Consider the following 18336-nt stretch of genomic DNA (forward strand, 5'->3'; position numbering starts at 1 on the left):
CGCACGTCACAGTTGAATCACCCAAGGGGTATCTCCCGAGGCCGGTCTGAAACCAGCCCGGTCGGATTGCCCTCCGATGGGCCGGTAGCCTGCGCGGCATTTTGGGGTTCTACCAGCACCGTACCACATGCTGGACCCCACTACTACCCTTCGTCGTAGTAGTCGTCGCCCCGGCGCAACAGGGGGATCGCCGTCGCGATGCCGGCCACCAGGATGGCGCCCAGCATCACCGCGGCGGTGTCGCGCGGACGGAAAAAGATTGTGCTGGCGGCGCCGAACGCGACGATCCCCACCCACAGATAGATCAGCAACACCACCCGGCGGTGTGAATGACCGATCTGCAGCAACCGGTGATGCAGATGCATCTTGTCGGGGCTGAACGCGCTGCGGCCCGCGCGGGTGCGCCGCACGATCGCCAGCAGCAAATCGAGCATCGGCACGAAGATGACCGCCGCGACCAGCAGGAACGGCGAGAGCAGGACGAATACGTCGCGCGCGCCGTAGGCGTTCTGCGAGACGGGGCCGGCGGCCGTCGTCGACGCGGCCGAGAGCATCAGGCCGATCAGCATCGAGCCGGAGTCGCCCATGAAGATCTTGGCGCGATGGAAGTTGTGCGGCAGGAAGCCCAGGCATGCCCCGGCGAGCACCACCGAGATCACCGCGGGCGGATAGAACAGGACGTCACCCCCGTGGTCGCGCAGCAACCCGACCGAGAACATGCAGATCGCCAGCGCGGTGATCAGTCCCAGCCCGGCCGCCAGACCGTCGAGCCCGTCGACGAAGTTCATCGCGTTGACGACCGACACGGTCAGCGCCAGGGTCAGCAGGATCGACGAGGCCTGGTCGAGCACGATGGTGCCCACGCCGCCGATCGGGATGTACAGAACGCTCCACGCCACCCCCATGGTCACCAGCACGCTGGCCGCCGTGATCTGACCGGCGAACTTGGTCAACGCGTCGAGGCCCCAACGGTCGTCGATCAATCCGATGCCCATGATGACCGCGCCGGCGACCAGCACCGCGGGCATGCCGGTGGAGTAGACGAACCCACGGGTGAGCGCCGGAAGCTGAGACGCCAGAAAGACGGCCGTGATGACGCCGAGGAACATCGCCAGCCCGCCCATCCGGGGCGTCGGCGTCACGTGGACGTCGCGCTCACGTGGATAGGCGACCGCGCCCAGCCGGGTGGCCAGCACCCGCACCGGTCCGGTGGCGAAGTAGGTGATGATCGCCGCCGTCAGCCCGACCAGCGCCAGTTCGCGAAGCGGGACACCGGCGCCGCGGTCGGCCAGCGCGACTAAACCACCGGCAAGGTTGGTCACGTCGCTGGACATCACCGAGACCGTACTGGACAAACCTGGGACCTCGACAACCGCTCCAGTCAGCCCTGAGCGGTAAGGCTTTCCGGATCGAGGGCGAGCACTTCCGCGATCCGCTCCGCGCTCACCGGGCCCGGCCGCAGAATCTTCGGCGTGGCCCCGGTCAGGTCGACGATCGTGGAGGCAGCGCCCTGAGCGGACGGACCCGCTTCCAGGTAGACGTCGACCAGATCACCGAGCTGGCTGCGCGCCTCGTTGGCGTCCAGGGCGGCGGGACGGCCGGAGATGTTGGCGCTGGACACCGCCAGGGGCCCGACTTCGCGCAGCAGCTCGATGGCCACGGGATGCAGCGGCATGCGAAGCATCACGGTGCCGCGGGCGTCGCCGAGGTCCCACTGCAGCGACGGCGCCTGGGTCACCACCAGGCTCAACGCGCCCGGCCAGAAGGCGCGGATGAGGTCGCGGGCCCCCTCCGGCATGGTGTAGACGAGCCCCTCGATGGTGTGCCAGGAGCCGACCAGCACGCCTACCGGCATGTCGCGGCCGCGACCCTTAGCCGACAGCAACGCCGATACCGCGGCGCTGTTGAACGCATCGGCGCCGATCCCATAGACCGTGTCGGTCGGCATGACAACCAGCCGGCCACCCTTGAGCGCCGCCGCCGCGGCGGCGATTCCGAGTGAGCGCTGGTCGGGATCCGCACAGTCGAAGATGTCAGTCATCGGCGCCGCTCCTGCACCGGTTCCGCTCTTTTGCGGGCCGTCGCGAACCGGGGCCGCCCGGTCAGGTCTCGGCGGGCCTGGATGTCGTCGAATGCGCCTGTGCGACCGAACAATTCCACCGTCTGCTCCGAGGTGGTGTCGTCGTGCTCGACGCCGATGAGTCCTCCCGGGCGCAGCCACCGCCCGGCGAGGTTTACCAGGGGTGCGATCACCGCCATTCCGTCCGGGCCGCCGAAGACGGCCTGGTACGGATCATGTTGCGCGACTTCGGGATCCAGCACGGCACCGTCGGGAACGTAGGGCGGGTTCGCCACCACCAGGTCGACCCGGCCAGCCAGGTCGGTGAGCAGGCCCGGCTCGTCGGCCAGCTCGATGACGTCGGCGCAGACCAGCTCGACCTTCGTACCCTGCGCGTTGCGGCGGGCGTACTCGAGCGCGGCGTCGGAGTTGTCGATGGCGACGATTCGCGCCCCGGGCCAGTGGTGGGCCAGCGCCACCGCCAGGGCGCCCGACCCGGTGCACAGGTCGACAATGACGGGTCGCGGCGGCAGTTGTTGCGCCGTAGCCCACTCCAGCAGGGCCTCGGTCTCGGGTCGGGGTATGAAAACACCGGGGCCGACGTGCAGCAGGACGGGCCCGAACGCCGCGGTCCCCAGCAGATGTTGCAGGGGAACGCGCCGCGAGCGCGCGGCCACGACGTCGCGGTAGCGCCCGAGGAAGTCCGCGCCCGGCGGGTCGAGCAGGGCCAGGCGTCCGCGATCGGTGCCCGCCAGGTGCGCGGCCAGCTCTTCGGCATCCCAACGCGCAGAATCGATTCCCGCCTCGGCAAGGGTGGCCGCAGCATCGTCGATCGCGCGCCGCAGGCTGGGCCGGACTGTCCCGCTCCGCCTCATCGCTTCGCTCTGCCTCGTCGCCGGGACGTCATGCCTGTTGCAGCCGGGTCTGCTTGTCGGCGGCGGCGAGGGCGTCGAACAGGGCGTCCAGGTCACCGTCGAGGACCTGATCGAGATTGTGCGACTTGAAGTTGATGCGGTGGTCCGCGATCCGGTTCTCCGGAAAGTTGTAGGTGCGGATGCGCTCGCTGCGGTCCACCGTGCGGATCTGGCTGGCCCGGTCCGCCGAGGCATCGGCGAGCGCCTGCTCTTCGGCCAGGGCCTGCAGACGGGCGGCCAGCACCTGCAGGGCGCGGGCCTTGTTCTGCAGCTGCGAGCGCTCGTTCTGGCAGGTGACGACGATGCCGGTGGGCAGGTGCGTGATGCGCACCGCGGAGTCGGTGGTGTTGACGCCCTGCCCGCCCTTGCCCGACGAGCGGTAGACGTCGATGCGCAGGTCCGACTCGTCGATCTGCACCTCGCCGACTTCTTCGGGTTCGGGATACACCAGCACGCCGGCCGCCGAAGTATGCACGCGGCCTTGGGATTCGGTCACCGGGACGCGTTGCACCCGGTGCACTCCGCCCTCGAATTTCATCCGGGACCAGACCCCGTCGGCGCTGTCGCCCTTGCTGGCGATGGCCAGCGTCGCGTCCTTGTAGCCGCCCAGATCCGAGGTGGTTTCGTCCAGCACGGTGACGGTCCAGCCGTGCCGCTCCGCGTAGCGGATGTACATCCGGGCCAAGTCGGCGGCGAACAAGGCCGATTCTTCGCCGCCCTCACCGGATTTCACTTCGAGGACGATGTCGTCGGCGTCATGCGGGTCGCGCGGGGCCAGCATGTCGGTGAGCTGGGTGTCCAGCTCGGCCACCTGGGCTTCCAGATCCGTGACCTCGGCGGCGAAGGAGGCGTCGTCGGCGGCCAGCTCTCGCGCCGTCTCCAGGTCGTCGCGGGCGGCCGCCAGCTTGCGGTAGGTGCCCACGATCGGGGCCAGCCGGGCGAACCGGCGTCCGGCCTTGCGCGCCTCGTCGGGATTGCTGTGCAATTCGGGGTCGGCCAGCCGGCGTTCGAGGTCGGCATGCTCGGCCAGCAGCACGTCAATGGTCTGTACCGGCTTGGTCACTGCCTTACCTCCTGCCCCGTTTTGCCCGTCGTTGCCGCAAACGCAAACCGACGCCCGGCCCGTGCGAGGATTCGCACAGTTCGGGCGTCGGTAACCGAGCTATTTGTCGGCAGCAGCTCCGGTGTTGCGCTTGCCGTAGCGCTTCTCGAAGCGGGCCACCCGGCCACCGCTGTCCAGGATCTTCTGCTTGCCGGTGTAGAAGGGGTGGCACTGCGAGCAAACCTCGACGACGATGCGGCCGCCGTCCTTGGTGCTGCGCGTCTGGAAGGTGTTGCCACAACCGCAGAGCACCGTGGTCTCCGCGTAGGCGGGGTGAATGTCAGCTTTCATGATTCCTCTTCGATCGTGTCGAGCGTGATTATGCCAGGTCAACCCCTGTCCTCCCAAAACACGGGGACGCCCCTTGGCATTCCCGCCCCGTCGGTGGCTGGCGCGAGACATAAACCACGGCGATCGCACGCGGCGTGGTTTATGTGTCGCGGCCGCCGGCGGACCGGTTAGTCGTTGTCCATCCCGGGTGTCGTCTTGGACACCTGGACCAGGAACTCGTAGTTGTTCTTCGTCTTGCGCAGCTGCGACATCAGGAGGTCGATGGCCTGGTGTGAGTCCAGCCCCGACAGCACGCGGCGCAGCTTGTGCACGATGCCGAACTCGTCCGGCGAGAGCAGCAGCTCGTCCTTGCGGGTACCGGACGGGTTGACGTCGACCGCGGGGAAGACCCGCCGCTCGGAGATCTTGCGGTCCAGCTTGAGCTCGGCGTTACCGGTGCCCTTGAACTCCTCGAAGATGACCGTGTCACCGGTGGACCCCGTCTCGACCATCGCGGTAGCGATGATGGTCAGCGATCCGCCTTCCTCGATGTTGCGGGCCGCACCCAGGAACCGCTTGGGCGGGTACAGCGCGGTGGAGTCGACACCACCGGACAGGATCCGGCCCGACGCCGGCGATGCGTTGTTGTACGCGCGCCCGAGGCGGGTGATCGAATCCAGCAGCACGACGACGTCCTTGCCCTGCTCGACCAGCCGCTTTGCCCGCTCGATCGCCAGCTCGGCGACCGAGGTGTGGTCGGACGGCGGCCGGTCGAAGGTCGAGGCGATGACCTCACCCTTGACCGAGCGGGTCATGTCGGTGACCTCCTCGGGGCGCTCGTCGACGAGCACGACCATGAGGTGGCATTCCGGGTTGTTCTTGGTGATCGCGTTGGCGATGTCCTGCAGGATCGTGGTCTTACCGGCCTTGGGTGGCGACACGATCAGCGCGCGCTGGCCCTTGCCGATCGGCATGATCAGGTCGATGACCCGGGTGGTCAGCCGGTCGCCGGTGGTCTCCAGACGCAGGCGCTGGTTGGGGTACAACGGCGTCAGCTTGGAGAAGTCGGGGCGCTTCTTGGCGTCCTCGACCGAGCCGCCGTTGACGCTGTCCAGGCGCACCAACGGGTTGAACTTCTGCCGCTGGTTGGGCTGTTCGCCTTCCTTGGGCACGCGGACCGCGCCGGTGACGGCGTCACCGCGGCGAAGGCCGTTCTTGCGCACCATGTTCATCGACACGTAGACGTCGTGCGGGCCGGCCAGGTAACCGGAGGTGCGCACGAAGGCGTAATTGTCGAGAACGTCAAGAATGCCGGCTACCGGCTGGACGACGTCGTCCTCGCGCAGTTCGGTGTCGCCGCCCTCGCCGGACCGCTCGCCCCGCCGGCGGCGGTCGCGGAAACGGCGTCCCCGCCGGCCCTGACGGCCCTCGCCGTCGTCGTCCTGCTGGTTCTGGTTTTGGTTGGAGCCGCCGCGGCCCTGCTGGCCGCCCGAGTGCTGATCCTGGTCGTTGCCGCCGCCGTCCTGGCCGCGGTCGTCGTTCTGGTTGTCGTTTTTGGGCTTCTCGCGCCGCTCGGCCTCACCGGTGGCTGCGCCCTCACGGCCGCCCGGGCCCTCGCGGTCGGCCTCGTCGTTGCCGCGGCCGGCCGAACCGGCCTCGCGGGAAGCGCCGCGTCGTTCGCGGCGGGGAGTCTCGGTGGTGGCGCCGTTCTGGTCGCCCTTGGCAACCGGCGCTTCGGCGCTGTCGGTGCCGTTCTTGGCGTTGTCGTCGGTGTCCGACTTGCCGCTGTCCTCAGCGGTCTTGGTGCCATTGGCCCCAACGCCATTGGCCTGTCCCCGGACTTCTTTGATCGCGGCGATCAGTTCGTTCTTACGCATGCCCGACGTCCCTTTGACGCCAACTTGATTGGCCAGCGCGCGCAGCTCGGGCAGCACCATCGTGGACAGCGCACCTCCCGAGACGGCGGGTTTCGCGTCTGGAGTGTCAGTCACGGCATTCGACAGTTGATTGGCGTCAGTGTTTTCGCCAGCCGTGAACAGGTCCGTATCAGTCACGGATTTCCTTTCTTCCCCCGCTGATCAGGTCATACGGGGGGTTCGTTGCATTCAGGCAAATTGCCGAGTGCGCCCAATCATCGACTCTGCAACGGTGATCGCCTGGATCGGCGGAGTAAACGGCGAACCTCGTCCACAAGAAGAATTGGTGTTGTCCTAGCGGCAAGGCAGTATGGATGCAGATGCAGATGCTGCGATTGCTGGACGGCTCCGAGGATAGCCCCCATCCCTGTCGGAAGCAAGCAAACCCTCCGGCCACCCTGTGGATCAACCGACGACAGTGACCCCCGGGCTCCAGCGAACAGGTTCGCCAGCCGCCATTTTGGTGATGGCAAATCCGTGAGTCGCCCCGTACTCCACCACTTCCGGGGGCAACTCCGACGCCGTGGTCAGCGCTATCAGCGATGGTCCGGCCCCGGAGAGCGTCGTCGCTACACTATGACGCCGCAGCAGCCGCAAATATTCCGCCGACGCCGGCATGGCCGGTGCGCGCTGCGGCTGGTGCAACGCGTCCTCGGTGGCCGCCATGAGCAGGTCGGGGCGTTCGGTCAGCGCCACCACCAGCAACGCCGTGCGACTGACGTTGAAGCGGGCGTCCTCGTGGCTGACCTGCGCGGGCAGCAGCACGCGGGTCTCCGCGGTGAGCGAGCGTTCCTCGGGAATCGCGGAGTACAGGTGGATATCGGGGTGCAGTCGCAGCGGCACCGCCGCGTACGCGGGGCGATCACCACCGCGGTCCACCCACGACACGACCGCACCGCCCAGGACGGCGGCCGCCGCGTTGTCGGGATGGCCCTCGAACTCCGAGGACAGCTGGATCAGCCGGGTCTCGCTGAGGGGATTTGAATCCACCTGTGCGACAAGGCCATTAGCGGCCGCCAGGCCGCCGACCACCGCGGCCGCGGACGAGCCGAGGCCGCGCGAATGCGGGATGGCGTTGCGGCAACGCACCAGCAGGCCCGGTGCGCGGACCCCGACGGCCCGCAGCCCACATTCCAGGGCACGCACCACCAGGTGATCTGGACCGACCGGCAGCTGACCCGCCCCCTGGCCCTCGACCAACACCGCCAGGCCGGAATCGGTTGTCTCGACGGTGATTTCGTCATAGAGGCTCAACGCCAGGCCGATGCTGTCGAAGCCGGGACCGAGGTTGGCGCTGGACGCCGACACCACGGCGCTGGCCACCAGCCCGGCGGGCAGCATCGGGGTCATCAACAGCCCTTCGTTGCGAGCGCGCACATTTGTCAGGCCAGCCCCAGCTTTTCGACCACCAGGACCGGATCCACCGGCAGCGGGGTCACGGTCGGCATGTCGCGCAGCGCGGTGTCGGGGTCCTTGAGGCCGTTGCCGGTCACCGTGCACACGACCGTCGACCCGCGGGCGACCCAACCGTCGTCGACGGCCTTGAGCAGTCCGGCGATGCTGGCCGCCGAGGCCGGTTCGACGAACACGCCTTCGGACTCGGCCACCAGGTGATAGGCGGCCAGGATCTCCTCGTCGGTCGCGGCCAGGAACCGGCCGTTCGATTGCTGCTGCGCGTCAACGGCCGCCGTCCACGACGCGGGCGCGCCGATACGGATGGCGGTCGCGATGGTCTCCGGGTTCTTGACCGGCGCGCCGTGCACCAGCGGGGCCGCACCGGCCGCCTGGGTGCCCAGCATGCGTGGCAACTTCTCGATCAGCCCTTCGTGGTGATACTCGGTGTATCCCTTCCAGTACGCGGTGATGTTGCCCGCGTTGCCGACCGGCAGGGCGTGCACGTCGGGCGCGGCTCCCAGCGCGTCGACGATCTCGAACGCCGCCGTCTTCTGGCCCTCGATGCGCACCGGGTTGACCGAGTTGACCAATGCGATGCTCGGGAAGTCGGTGGCCATCTTGCGGGCCAACTCCAGACAATCGTCGAAGTTGCCGTCGATCTGGATGATCTTGGCGCCGTGCATGACCGCCTGCGCGAGCTTGCCCATCGCGATCTTGCCCTGCGGTATCAGCACCGCGCAGGTGATGCCGGCGCGCGCCGCGTAGGCCGCCGCCGACGCCGAGGTGTTTCCGGTCGACGCGCACAGCACCGCCTGCTGGCCGCGCGCCAGCGCGTCGGTGACCGCCATCGTCATGCCCCGGTCTTTGAACGAGCCGGTGGGATTGAGGCCTTCGACCTTGAGATGCACGCTGCAGCCGGTCTTTTCCGAGAGCCGGGCCGCCGCGATCAGCGGGGTGCCACCCTCGAGCAGGGTGACCGGGGTCCAGTCGTCGCCCACGGGCAACCGGTCCCGGTAGGCCTCGATGAGACCCGGCCACGGTGTGTGGACGGCGGTGCGCGGGGCGCTCATAGGGTGGTCCCTTCCAGTCGTAGCACGCTGGTCACGCCCTGCACGACATCCAAATCGGCCAGCGCCTCCACGGTTTCGGAGAGCGCGGCATCGGTGGCGCTGTGGGTGACCACCACGATGCGGGCGCCCACCCGTCGTCCGTCCTCGTCCGCGACGCCTTCCTGACGAACCTCGGCGATACTCACCTCGCGCTTGGCGAATTCGGCCGCGACCGAGGACAGCACGCCGGGCTTGTCGGCGACGTTCATGCTGACGTAGTAGCGCGTAGAGATGAAACCCATTGGTGCGATGGGCAGTTGGGCGTACTTGGATTCCTTCGGGCCCCGGCTGCCCAGCACCCGGTTGCGCGCGGCCATCACCATGTCACCGGCCACCGCGGACGCGGTCGGCGCGCCGCCGGCGCCCTGACCGTAGAACATCAGCCGGCCGGAGGCCTTGGCCTCGACCACCACCGCGTTGAACGCGCCGTTGACCGTGGCCAGCGGGTGTGACAGCGGCACCAGCGCCGGATAGACGCGCGCCGAAACCCGTTCTTGGCCATCGTCGGTCGTGATGCGCTCGCAGATGGACAGCAGCTTGATGGTGCAACCGAGGGCCCTGGCCGACTCAAAGTCGGCCGGGGTGACCTTGGTGATGCCCTCGCGGTAGACGTCGTCGGCGGTCACCCGGGTGTGGAAGGCGATGGACGCCAGGATCGCGGCCTTGGCCGCCGCGTCGTAGCCCTCGACGTCGGCGGTGGGGTCGGCCTCGGCGTAGCCCAGCGCGCTGGCTTCCGCCAGCGCCGTGTCGTAGTCGGCGCCGGTGCTGTCCATCGCGGACAAGATGTAGTTAGTGGTGCCGTTGACGATGCCGGCCACCCGCAGCACCGTGTCGCCGGCCAGCGACTGCGTGAGCGGGCGGATGACCGGAATGGCACCCGCGACGGCCGCCTCGAAATACAAGTCCACGTGCGCGCTTTCGGCGGCCTGCGCCAACTCGCCGGTGGAGGTGGCCAGCAGCGCCTTGTTCGCGGTGACCACCGACTTGCCGTGCTCGAGGGCGCACAGGATGGCCTTGCGGGCCGGTTCCACCGGCCCCATCAGTTCCACGACGATGTCGACGTCGTCGCGCGCGGCGAGCTCTTCGATGTCGTCGGTGAGCAGTTCGACCGGGACACCGCGGTCATCGGCGACGCGGCGCACTCCGATGCCGCGCAACACCAGGGGTGCGCCGACACGAGCGGCGAGGTCATCGGCGCTGTCCTCGATGATTCGGACAACTTCGCTGCCGACGTTGCCCAACCCGAGTACCGCTACACCGACCGGCTTTTCGTCACGGGGCACAGTTTCACCTCACTTCCAGACTAAGGAGATCGTCGACCGTCTCGCGCCGCAGGATCAGGCGCGCGCGGCCGTCGCGCACCGCGACGACGGCGGGGCGGCAGATCATGTTGTAACGGCTCGACAATGAGTAGCAGTAGGCCCCGGTGGCGGCCACCCCGAGCAGGTCGCCGGGCCGCAGATCGCCAGGAACCCAGGTGTCACGCACCACGATATCGCCGCTCTCGCAATGCTTTCCGACGACACGGGCCAGCTCCGCCGGCGCATCGCTGAGCCGGGAGACCAGCCGAGCGTCGTACTGCGCGTCATACAGGGCGGTGCGGATGTTGTCGCTCATGCCGCCGTCGACGCTGACGTAGCGCCGGTGTGCAGTGGCGCTGACGTCGACGTCCTTGACGGTGCCCACCTCGTAGAGCGTGATGGTGCCCGGCCCGGCGATCGCGCGCCCGGGCTCGACCACCAGCCGCGGCGTCGGCAGGCCGACGGCCGCCGACTCGTTGCGCACAATCGCGCTCAGCTTGGCGGCCAGCTCACCCATCGGCGGCGGATCGTCGGCGGCCAGGTACGAGATGCCAAGCCCGCCACCGAGATCCACGGTGGAGATCTGCGCGGTCTTGTCGACACCGAACCGCTCCACGGCGTCGTGCAACAGGCCGATGACCCGGTGCGCGGCGATTTCGAAGCCGGCGACGTCGAAGATCTGCGAACCGATGTGACTGTGCAGACCCACCAGCCGCAGGTGCTGCGTCTCGAATACCTTGCCCACGGCGTCCAGGGCCGCACCGCTGGCCAACGACAGGCCGAACTTCTGGTCCTCGTGTGCGGTGGAAATGAACTCGTGGGTGTGCGCCTCGACGCCGACCGTGAGACGAACGAAGACGTCCTGGACGATGCCCGCCTCGGCCGCGATGGCATCGAGGCGTTCGATCTCGATCATCGAATCCAAAACGACATGGCCGACACCGGCTTTGACCGCCGTCGTCAGTTCGGCGACGGATTTGTTGTTGCCGTGGAAGGTGATCCGATCCGGTGGGAAGTTCGCGTGCAACGCGACGGCCAGTTCGCCGCCGGTGCACACGTCGAGCGACAACCCTTCTTCGTCGATCCAGCGCGCGATCTCGCTGCACAGGAACGCCTTGGCGGCATAGTGCACGTTCTTGCCGCCACCGAAGGCCGTCGCGATGTCGCGGCAGCGGGACCGAAAGTCGTCCTCGTCGACGACGAACAGCGGGGTGCCGTACTTTTGGGCCAGGTCGGTCACCGGGACGCCCGCGATGGCCGCGACTCCATCGTCATTGCGAATCGTGTTGCGCGGCCACACGTTCGGCGCCAGCAGCAGCAACTCCTCGGGGGACTGCGGGCGCAGCGGGCTTTCGGCGTGGCGGGCCTCCTCGGCGTGCCGAGGGCCGGCGGGATGAACGTTCACATTCGCTCCGGAGCCGTGACGCCCAGTATCGTCAGGCCGTTGGCGATCACCTGGCGGGTCGCCTGGCACAGCGCCAGGCGCGCGGTGTGCAGGTCGCTCGGTTGCTCATCGCCCTGCGGCAAGACCCGGCAGGAGTCGTAGAACCGGTGGTAGTCGCCGGCGAGGTCTTCCAGGTACCGGCACACCCGGTGGGGTTCGCGCAAGGTGGCCGCCGTGTCGAGCACCCGCGGGAATTCGCCGATGGTGCGCAGCAGCGTCCCCTCCTTGTCGTGGCTGAGCAGCTCGAGGTGGCCTTCAAAGTTGCCGGGGATCAGGCCGAGTTCGGCCGCGTTGCGGGCCAGCGCCGAGAGCCGGGCATGCGCGTATTGCACGTAATAGACCGGGTTTTCATTCGACGCCGACGACCACAGCGCGAGGTCGATGTCGATCGGGGTGTCCACCGAGGAGCGGATCAGGCTGTAGCGCGCCGCGTCGACGCCAATCGCCTCCACCAGGTCGTCCAGCGTGATCACCGTTCCGGCCCGCTTGCTCATCCGGACCGGCTGGCCGTCGCGGACCAGGTTGACCATCTGCCCGATGAGCACCTCGACGGCGGCCGGGTCGTCGCCGAACGCCGCCGCCACCGCCTTGAGCCGGGCGATGTATCCGTGGTGGTCGGCGCCGAGCATGTAGATGGCCAGGTCGAAGCCGCGCTGGCGCTTGTCCAGGTAGTAGGCGATGTCACCGGCGATGTAGGCGGGCTTGCCGTCGCTCTTGATGACGACGCGGTCCTTGTCGTCACCAAAGGCGCTGGTGCGCAACCAGGTTGCGCCGTCCTTCTCGTAGATGTTGCCAGTCTCGCGCAGCCTGCCGATGGCTTGGTCGACCAGGCCCTTGGTGTGCATCGAGTCTTCGTGGGTGTAGACGTCGAAGTCGGTGCCGAACTCGTGCAACGACTCCTTGATGTGGGTGAACATCAGGTCGACGCCGATCTCGCGGAAGGTCTCGCGCATCTCGCCGTCGGGCAGGCTCAGCGCCTCGGGCGCCTTCTGCAGCACCTGAGCGGCGATGTCGTTGATGTAGGCGCCCGCGTACCCGTCTTCCGGGGTGGGCTCGCCCTTGGCCGCGGCGATCAGTGAGCTGGCGAACCGGTCGATCTGGGCGCCGTGGTCGTTGAAATAGTATTCGCGCACCACCGCGGCGCCCTGCGTGGACAGCAGCCGGCCCAACGCGTCGCCGACGGCGGCCCAGCGGGTCCCGCCGATGTGGATCGGCCCGGTGGGGTTGGCCGACACGAATTCCAGGTTGATGTTGCGCCCGGCCAGCGCATCGGAGTGGCCGTATCGGTCGCCGGCGTCGATGACGTTGGTGACGACGACGGCCTGCGCCGACGCCTCGAGGCGCAGGTTGATGAAGCCGGGTCCGGCCACCTGGGCCGACGCGACGCCGTCGGCGGAGGCCAGCGCCTCGGCGAGCCATCCGGCCAGGTCGCGAGGGTTGGCGCCGACCTTCTTGCCCAGCTGCAGCGCCAGGTTGCTGGCGTAATCGCCGTGCTCGGGATTGCGGGGACGTTCCACGGTGACCGTCGGCGGCAGCGCGGCAGCATCGAGCCCGCGCTCGGCCAACACCGCGGCGGCGGTGGTCTTGAGCAGCTCAGCCAGGTCAGCGGGGGTCACGAGCGTCCATCCTATTGGCTGGTGTGCCCCCGCCCCGAATCCATTGCGGTGACAGGGCGGCCGCTTGGATGCGTTAGTCTGTCCGTGCTTGTTCAAAAGCCCCATGGCGCAACAGGTACTTGGTGCGCCCCCGTAGCTCAGGGGATAGAGCGTCTGCCTCCGGAGCAGAAGGCCGCAGGTTCGAATCCTGCCGGGGGCACCCTTTCTACCAGCCGAAACGGTGCCAGTCAGTCAGTTTCGCGTCAGCACGAACGCCTCGATCTGCCGATTTCCGGACCGCACTTCGTACTTCCGCCAGCCCGGATACAGCTCGAGGCCCTTGGCCCAGATCTCGTCGCGCTCGCGTGGCGTGGCCAGGCGCGCGGTGGCCTGCCAGGTGTCGCCGCCGACCGCGACCGTCGCCTGCGGATGGGCCTTCAGATTGTGGTACCAGGCCGGATGCCTGGTACCACCGAAGTTGGACGCAATGAGGGCCAAACCGTCCGGGTGCGGGATCCCGTACACGGCGACGGTGCGCGACTCGCCGGATTTGGCGCCCGTGGTGGTGAGCATGACCGCTGGGATACCGGTCGCGACCTCGGCGAAGCTCCTGCGGCCACCGGTGGCCTTGGCGACCAGGCGATCGAGGTGGTGCGCCGTCGGGCGAAGAAGCGCCACACCCACGGTCGTGGACGCCAAGCGCCGCATCGTTCGGTGAAAAGCATTCGCGTCATCGAATGATCGCCCGGACATGGTGTCATTCTGGTGCGCTCGCCCGCGCTGAACAAGCAATGTGAAAACGCGCCCCATGAGTCACAGACGACATTAAGCTGCTGGTCGTGGGCGTGAAGGTGTTCGCCAAGGGGCGGGGGCGCTGGCTGGCGGTCGCGGCGTCGCTCGTCGTCTCCGCGGCCATGATCCACGCGCAGGGGACCAAGACGCGCTGCTGCGTCGAGACGCCCGTTGCGGCGCCGAGCCCCACCATCAGTTCGCCGGCACCGGCGCCGCCCGCCAGCGGGCCGCGCCCCGCCAGTCCGGCCGAGATCGAATCGCTGACGGCCCTGGCACCGCCCGCCCCGTCCGCCGGCCAGCAATTCCAGCTCGCCCTGCCGCACAGCGTGGGATCCGAGGAACGGTTACAGGTCAAGACCATCTGGGCCGCCCGCGTCATCACCGTGCTCTTCCCCCAGATCAAGACCATCTACGGATACCGCGAGGACCCGTTGCCGTGGCATCCCAACGGCCTGGCCATCGACGTGATGATCCCGAACTACCACTCCCCCGAAGGCATCGAGCTCGGCAACCAGATCGCCGGCTACGCCCTGGCGAACGCGAAACGCTGGGGCATCAACCACGTGATCTGGCGGCAGAAGATCTACCCGGGCGTCGGCGGCGGCAACTGGATGGCCGACCTGGGCTCGGAGACCGCCGACCACTATGACCACGTCCATATCGCGACCGGCGGTGGCGGCTACCCGACCGGGCACGAAACCTATTACATCGCCTCCATGACCTCCGGCCCGACGGACTGATCCGCTCAATCGTTACCCGGCAGCGAGATTGGCCCGTTGCCACGGACGTCGCCCTTGATTGCTGACGCAGGACACAGTTGCTCAGTGCCGGTTTGCCAGCTTTTGCGGTTCGCCGCGCAACTCCGCACCGCGCGCCGCATAATGAGGCCGTTATCACCACCACCGAGGAGAAGGAGCCGAGCGTGAAGGCTGTTTGCGGGTTGCGCGCGTTATGTATTCCGGCGGTCGTTGCTGCCGCGTTAACGGTAGGTAGCGGGGTCGCCGCCGCCGACGATGACGGATACCTAGGTCAACTGAAGAAGATCGGCGTCGTGTGGCAGCCAGGCGGCGAAGGCACGCTGATCTCGCTGGGCCACGCCATCTGCTCGGATCGCGCCGCGGGCAAGACCCCGGACGAGCTGGCCACCGACGTTCATTCCGGGTTGAACAGTTCCTTCAACTACGGAGACGCCACGGCCATCGTGAGCGCCGCGGAATCGAACTACTGCCCCTGACCAATCCCTGAGGCGTCGTCGCTACGGCGTCTCCGTCATGCCGGCCCGGCGGCGAACGCCGCCACCGGCATTTCGACGGACCCACCGCAGGGCCCGTCGCTGATATCGGTGTGCCAGCTGCCACGCAGCGATCCGTCGGCCTGCGGTGTGTAGAAGGCCCACGACCGCGCCGGTGCCCACACCTTCGGAACACCTTCGCCCATATAGCAATCCCATTGGAAGTCAAAGCGCTCGACCCATTTCGCGCCGTCCCACGCGTAATGCGAAGGCTGGGGCAACGTCGGGTTCTTGGGTGCGGGGCCGTTGGTGGCCGTGGCCACGCACCTGCCCGACGCGCACGCGGTGGTGAAGACGTAATCGGCGCTGAAGGTCGGCTCGGCTTGTTTCGCGGCGACGCTGGTGCCGGATTTACTGGCCGCGTACCTCACCAACGAGTATCTGCCGTTCCACGAGGGCGACATCGCGTTCACAGACATGCCGGATGCGCCGACGACCAACGCGGTGACGGCTGTGAGCACCGCACCTACCCGAGACGCCGGCCGCATTGCGTCAATGGTGGGCGTTCGATGACACGGCGCGATCTCGGCGCGGACACGATCGCGGTGCTGTCGCGCGGATTCACCGCGCTCGCAACAAGAACAGCCCGTAGGCGGCCACCGACTGCGCGTCGGCGATGACTCCTTCGCGAATCATCCGTTCGACCTCGTCGCGCGAGAACCACGCGCTGCGCATGTCCTGCTCCTCATGTTCGAGCTCGACTTCTCCCTCGGCGATGCCGGTGGCCAGAAAGACCCAGCCCCGCTGACTGGTCATTCCCGGTGCGACGTCGAGCTGGCCGAGCGCCTCGAACGACGTTGCGCGCAGCCCGGTTTCCTCCCGCAGCTCGCGCTCGGCGAGCTCGGCCGGTTCTGCGTCGGCCAGTTCGGGAGCGGTGCCCTGGGGGAATTCCCAACGTCGCTCGCCGAGCGGATAGCGAAACTGCTCGACCAGCCGGAAGCGATGCCCGTCGTAAGGCAGCACGAGCGCATAGGAGGGCTTGTCGACGACGCTGTAGATGCCCTGGCTGCCGTCCGGACGGCGGATGTCGTCCTCACGCAGCACCATCCACGGGTTGCGGTAGATCTCCCGGCTCGCGAGGCATTCGATGAAAGTCACGCCCGCCAGTATTGCCGGGAATACCGCAACTCATCCGGCGGCGACGGCGAGGAGTAGCGTCCGAAGCTATGCCGTCGCCAGAGGCCATCACCGAGACCGTCAATCGCTACCTCGCGCTGGTCGCCACGGGCACCGCCGACGACATCGTGGCGCTCTACGCCGACGACGCCACCATCGAGGACCCGATCGGCTCCGACATCCGCCGCGGGCATGATGCCATCCGCGCCTTCTACGCGGGGTTTCAGGACGCGAAGAAGGACACCGAACTCGCCGAAATACGGATCGGCGGCAGCGAGGCCGCCTTCTTCTGGCATCTGACGCTCGACGCCGGTGACAGCCGCACCCGGATCTCGCCCATTTCGACGATGTCGTTCGACGGGGACGCCAAGATCACGTCGATGCGCGCGTTCTGGTCACCCGCGGACGTTCGGGTCTTATAGACCCGCCAATCCTATTGGCAGCCCGCTCAACTCGGGATACGGCCCAGGATGCCCTGCACGAGGGTGGTGGCGTCGTCGCCGAGATCACGTCCGATGACGTCAACGTCGACCACGACGTTGGCCTTGGCCGCCAGGGCGCGCAACGCGCTGGTGTGCTGGCCGCCGACGTCGGTGGTTCGCCCGTTGTCCTGCACGGTCCCCAGGGTGCTGCGCACCGACGTCACCGGGCCGGTCTGCACCGGCGTCCCGACGCTGTAGATGCCGGAGATGCCGCCGTGCGAGTAGGTCAACTGCCTGCCGGCGCAACCGTTGATGTGATTGATGGCGCTGGCGACGAAACCCTTTGCGGCCGCGGCGTTGTCGAACGTCGCGACGAACTCCGAAACCCCGTGCGGGAAACCGTTGGTGTGCTGACCCAGATCGACGCCGTAGATGGCGCGGTAACCGCTGTCGCGATAGGACGCCGTCAAGCCGTTGAACACCGCTTCGGTGCATTCCGGGGGATCGAAGCTGTCGCCGGGCTGCAGTTCGTGCGTTTGCGTCCAGGTCTTGTTGACGTACATGCCGGGCGCCTTGATCAGGCCGGCGACGTCTTCCCCGGTGAGCACCAGCGACTGCATGCCTTCGGGGGTCACCGACGGTTCCGGCGGCGCTGCGACGGTGGCGCTCGGCTTCGCCGCCGCGCCCGGGGCGGTGGTGGCGCCGGAGTGCGCCGTCGGCTGGCCGGTCTGCCTGTTGCCCAGCGTCGCCCACAGCACCAGCGCCACCACGGCGATCACGGTGAAGGCGTACGACAGCGTCAGTCCAACCAGCGCGCGATTGCGGCCGCGCTCACCCCGTCGGCGAATGTCTTTGATGGCGAAGTGCCCCAACACGATTCCCACCGGGGCAAGTAGGAACGCAAACACGACCGACAACGTGGCCAGCGTGTTCACCTCGTCCGACGGTGGGCGCGCGGGCGGTTGGGCGGGCGACGGGGGCGGCGCGCCCGGATCGAAGGGGTTGGGCCAACTGGGACCCGGCCAGCTAGCCGTCATGAGAAGGGGTCGTAGTCAGGGTCATTCGCGGGCGTCCTCGGAGGCGGTGCGGGACCGGCCGGCGGTTGCGCGAACGGCGGAGGCCGATGCGGGACGGGCGGCGGGAAGGCAGCGGATTGCGCAAAGGTCGATGCGGTAACGGGTGCAGGCGCGCGCTGGCGGAAGTACGCGTTGGACTCCGGCAGCGCGAGCAATACGGCGGAGGCGACCGAAATGATGATCGTCGCGACCGCGCCCACATGCAGCAACTGAGCGAACCACGCCACCGACCCGCCGGGGTCGACGGCGAAAATCGTTGCGCCGGCGGCTAATCCGAGGCCGCAGACGACCCACGTCACGATCCTGGCCCGGCTGCGGCCGCGATCGTCGAGCACACCCAGCGACACCACCAACGCGGCGACGACGATCAGCCCGGCGGCCGTCGCGACCAGCACCGGCCCCGACGTACTACCGCGTGCACGGAAATCCGAAATCGCCACCAGCACGGCGATGGCCGCCGCCAACAACAGCGCGGCGATGCCGGCGAACACATAGCTGCCGAAAAATACGGTGGCCGGGGACATACCCGCGGCC

At 68.0% G+C, this 18336-nt stretch carries 17 protein-coding genes, 1 tRNA gene and 2 pseudogenes; 4 read left to right on the forward strand and 16 right to left on the reverse strand.

The window, feature by feature from the left end; genetic code table 11:
* Positions 1–143: 143 nt before the first annotated feature.
* The 11 genes and pseudogenes from DQP58_RS13685 to argS all read right to left on the reverse strand — a co-directional run bounded on the left by DQP58_RS13685 (position 144) and on the right by argS (position 13126).
* Positions 144–1410: pseudogene (locus DQP58_RS13685) on the reverse strand (glycosyltransferase family 4 protein).
* A complete protein-coding gene (locus DQP58_RS13690) occupies positions 1382–2041 on the reverse strand; it encodes an L-threonylcarbamoyladenylate synthase (protein WP_112708892.1) in 660 nt (219 codons plus the stop codon). Before DQP58_RS13690 ends, DQP58_RS13685 begins: the two are co-directional and overlap by 29 nt.
* Positions 2038–2934 carry a peptide chain release factor N(5)-glutamine methyltransferase gene (prmC, locus tag DQP58_RS13695; protein WP_112708893.1) on the reverse strand — a complete coding sequence of 299 codons (897 nt, stop codon included), beginning with the start codon at positions 2932–2934 and terminating at the stop codon, positions 2038–2040. The genes DQP58_RS13690 and prmC overlap by 4 nt, the downstream gene beginning before the upstream one ends.
* 28 nt (positions 2935–2962) lie before the next feature.
* On the reverse strand, positions 2963–4036 hold the full coding sequence (prfA, locus tag DQP58_RS13700) for a peptide chain release factor 1 (protein ID WP_112708894.1): 1074 nt from the start codon (positions 4034–4036) through the stop codon (positions 2963–2965).
* A gap of 99 nt (positions 4037–4135) precedes the next feature.
* Positions 4136–4366: a 50S ribosomal protein L31 gene (gene rpmE, locus DQP58_RS13705; protein ID WP_067249878.1), complete on the reverse strand. Its 231-nt coding sequence runs from the start codon at positions 4364–4366 to the stop codon at positions 4136–4138.
* A gap of 167 nt (positions 4367–4533) precedes the next feature.
* Positions 4534–6399 (reverse strand): transcription termination factor Rho, encoded by a 1866-nt coding sequence (rho, locus tag DQP58_RS13710; RefSeq protein WP_112708895.1) that lies wholly within the window; start codon positions 6397–6399, stop codon positions 4534–4536.
* Between the two features lie 267 nt (positions 6400–6666).
* On the reverse strand, positions 6667–7602 hold the full coding sequence (gene thrB, locus DQP58_RS13720; protein ID WP_112708908.1) for a homoserine kinase: 936 nt from the start codon (positions 7600–7602) through the stop codon (positions 6667–6669).
* Positions 7603–7643: 41 nt separating this feature from the next.
* On the reverse strand, positions 7644–8726 hold the full coding sequence (thrC, locus tag DQP58_RS13725; RefSeq protein WP_112708897.1) for a threonine synthase: 1083 nt from the start codon (positions 8724–8726) through the stop codon (positions 7644–7646).
* Entirely contained in the window at positions 8723–10048 is a 1326-nt protein-coding gene (locus DQP58_RS13730; protein WP_112708898.1) for a homoserine dehydrogenase, read from the reverse strand. The genes thrC and DQP58_RS13730 overlap by 4 nt, the downstream gene beginning before the upstream one ends.
* Before the next feature lie 4 nt (positions 10049–10052).
* On the reverse strand, positions 10053–11411 hold the full coding sequence (gene lysA, locus DQP58_RS13735; RefSeq protein WP_205869423.1) for a diaminopimelate decarboxylase: 1359 nt from the start codon (positions 11409–11411) through the stop codon (positions 10053–10055).
* A gap of 56 nt (positions 11412–11467) precedes the next feature.
* The gene (argS, locus tag DQP58_RS13740) at positions 11468–13126 is read right to left on the reverse strand and encodes an arginine--tRNA ligase (protein ID WP_165827862.1); all 1659 of its coding nucleotides are present in this window, start codon (positions 13124–13126) and stop codon (positions 11468–11470) included.
* 126 nt (positions 13127–13252) lie between these two features.
* On the opposite strand from argS, the gene DQP58_RS13745 reads away from it, so the two are divergent.
* Positions 13253–13325, forward strand: a tRNA-Arg gene (locus DQP58_RS13745).
* Positions 13326–13357: 32 nt separating this feature from the next.
* Here DQP58_RS13745 and DQP58_RS13750 read toward each other — a convergent pair.
* Positions 13358–13858 carry a nitroreductase family deazaflavin-dependent oxidoreductase gene (locus DQP58_RS13750; protein WP_112708901.1) on the reverse strand — a complete coding sequence of 167 codons (501 nt, stop codon included), beginning with the start codon at positions 13856–13858 and terminating at the stop codon, positions 13358–13360.
* 86 nt (positions 13859–13944) lie between these two features.
* Here DQP58_RS13750 and DQP58_RS13755 point away from each other — a divergent pair, with 86 nt between their 5' ends.
* Together DQP58_RS13755 and DQP58_RS13760 are read left to right on the forward strand one after the other, a co-directional pair.
* Positions 13945–14637 (forward strand): glycoside hydrolase, encoded by a 693-nt coding sequence (locus DQP58_RS13755; RefSeq protein WP_205869421.1) that lies wholly within the window; start codon positions 13945–13947, stop codon positions 14635–14637.
* A 182-nt stretch (positions 14638–14819) separates the two neighbouring features.
* Entirely contained in the window at positions 14820–15131 is a 312-nt protein-coding gene (locus DQP58_RS13760) for a DUF732 domain-containing protein (RefSeq protein WP_240629810.1), read from the forward strand.
* 35 nt (positions 15132–15166) lie between these two features.
* On the opposite strand, the gene DQP58_RS13765 is transcribed toward DQP58_RS13760, so the two are convergent.
* Together DQP58_RS13765 and DQP58_RS13770 are read right to left on the reverse strand one after the other, a co-directional pair.
* Positions 15167–15607 (reverse strand): hypothetical protein, encoded by a 441-nt coding sequence (locus DQP58_RS13765; RefSeq protein ID WP_205869424.1) that lies wholly within the window; start codon positions 15605–15607, stop codon positions 15167–15169.
* Positions 15608–15749: 142 nt separating this feature from the next.
* Positions 15750–16286, reverse strand: a complete 537-nt coding sequence (locus DQP58_RS13770; protein ID WP_112708903.1) for an NUDIX domain-containing protein — start codon at positions 16284–16286, stop codon at positions 15750–15752.
* Between the two features lie 68 nt (positions 16287–16354).
* Here DQP58_RS13770 and DQP58_RS13775 point away from each other — a divergent pair, with 68 nt between their 5' ends.
* On the forward strand, positions 16355–16726 hold the full coding sequence (locus tag DQP58_RS13775; RefSeq protein WP_112708904.1) for a nuclear transport factor 2 family protein: 372 nt from the start codon (positions 16355–16357) through the stop codon (positions 16724–16726).
* 26 nt (positions 16727–16752) lie between these two features.
* On the opposite strand, the gene DQP58_RS13780 is transcribed toward DQP58_RS13775, so the two are convergent.
* Positions 16753–17763: a sensor domain-containing protein gene (locus DQP58_RS13780; RefSeq protein WP_112708905.1), complete on the reverse strand. Its 1011-nt coding sequence runs from the start codon at positions 17761–17763 to the stop codon at positions 16753–16755.
* Positions 17760–18336, reverse strand: a pseudogene (locus DQP58_RS26800) (hypothetical protein); the annotation flags it as partial. The gene DQP58_RS13780 and the pseudogene DQP58_RS26800, both read right to left, overlap by 4 nt.

The organism is Mycobacterium colombiense (assembly GCF_003284975.1).
In the GTDB taxonomy this organism is placed as follows: domain Bacteria; phylum Actinomycetota; class Actinomycetes; order Mycobacteriales; family Mycobacteriaceae; genus Mycobacterium; species Mycobacterium europaeum_A.

Coding starts and splice junctions, on each gene's coding strand:
- DQP58_RS13690 (WP_112708892.1), bottom strand. CDS start 2,041: ATGACTGACATCTTCGACTGTGCGGATCCCGACCAGCGCTCACTCGGA.
- prmC (WP_112708893.1), bottom strand. CDS start 2,934: ATGAGGCGGAGCGGGACAGTCCGGCCCAGCCTGCGGCGCGCGATCGAC.
- rpmE (WP_067249878.1), bottom strand. CDS start 4,366: ATGAAAGCTGACATTCACCCCGCCTACGCGGAGACCACGGTGCTCTGC.
- thrB (WP_112708908.1), bottom strand. CDS start 7,602: ATGCTGCCCGCCGGGCTGGTGGCCAGCGCCGTGGTGTCGGCGTCCAGC.
- thrC (WP_112708897.1), bottom strand. CDS start 8,726: ATGAGCGCCCCGCGCACCGCCGTCCACACACCGTGGCCGGGTCTCATC.
- DQP58_RS13750 (WP_112708901.1), bottom strand. CDS start 13,858: ATGTCCGGGCGATCATTCGATGACGCGAATGCTTTTCACCGAACGATG.
- DQP58_RS13765 (WP_205869424.1), bottom strand. CDS start 15,607: ATGTCTGTGAACGCGATGTCGCCCTCGTGGAACGGCAGATACTCGTTG.
- DQP58_RS13775 (WP_112708904.1), top strand. CDS start 16,355: ATGCCGTCGCCAGAGGCCATCACCGAGACCGTCAATCGCTACCTCGCG.
- DQP58_RS13780 (WP_112708905.1), bottom strand. CDS start 17,763: ATGACGGCTAGCTGGCCGGGTCCCAGTTGGCCCAACCCCTTCGATCCG.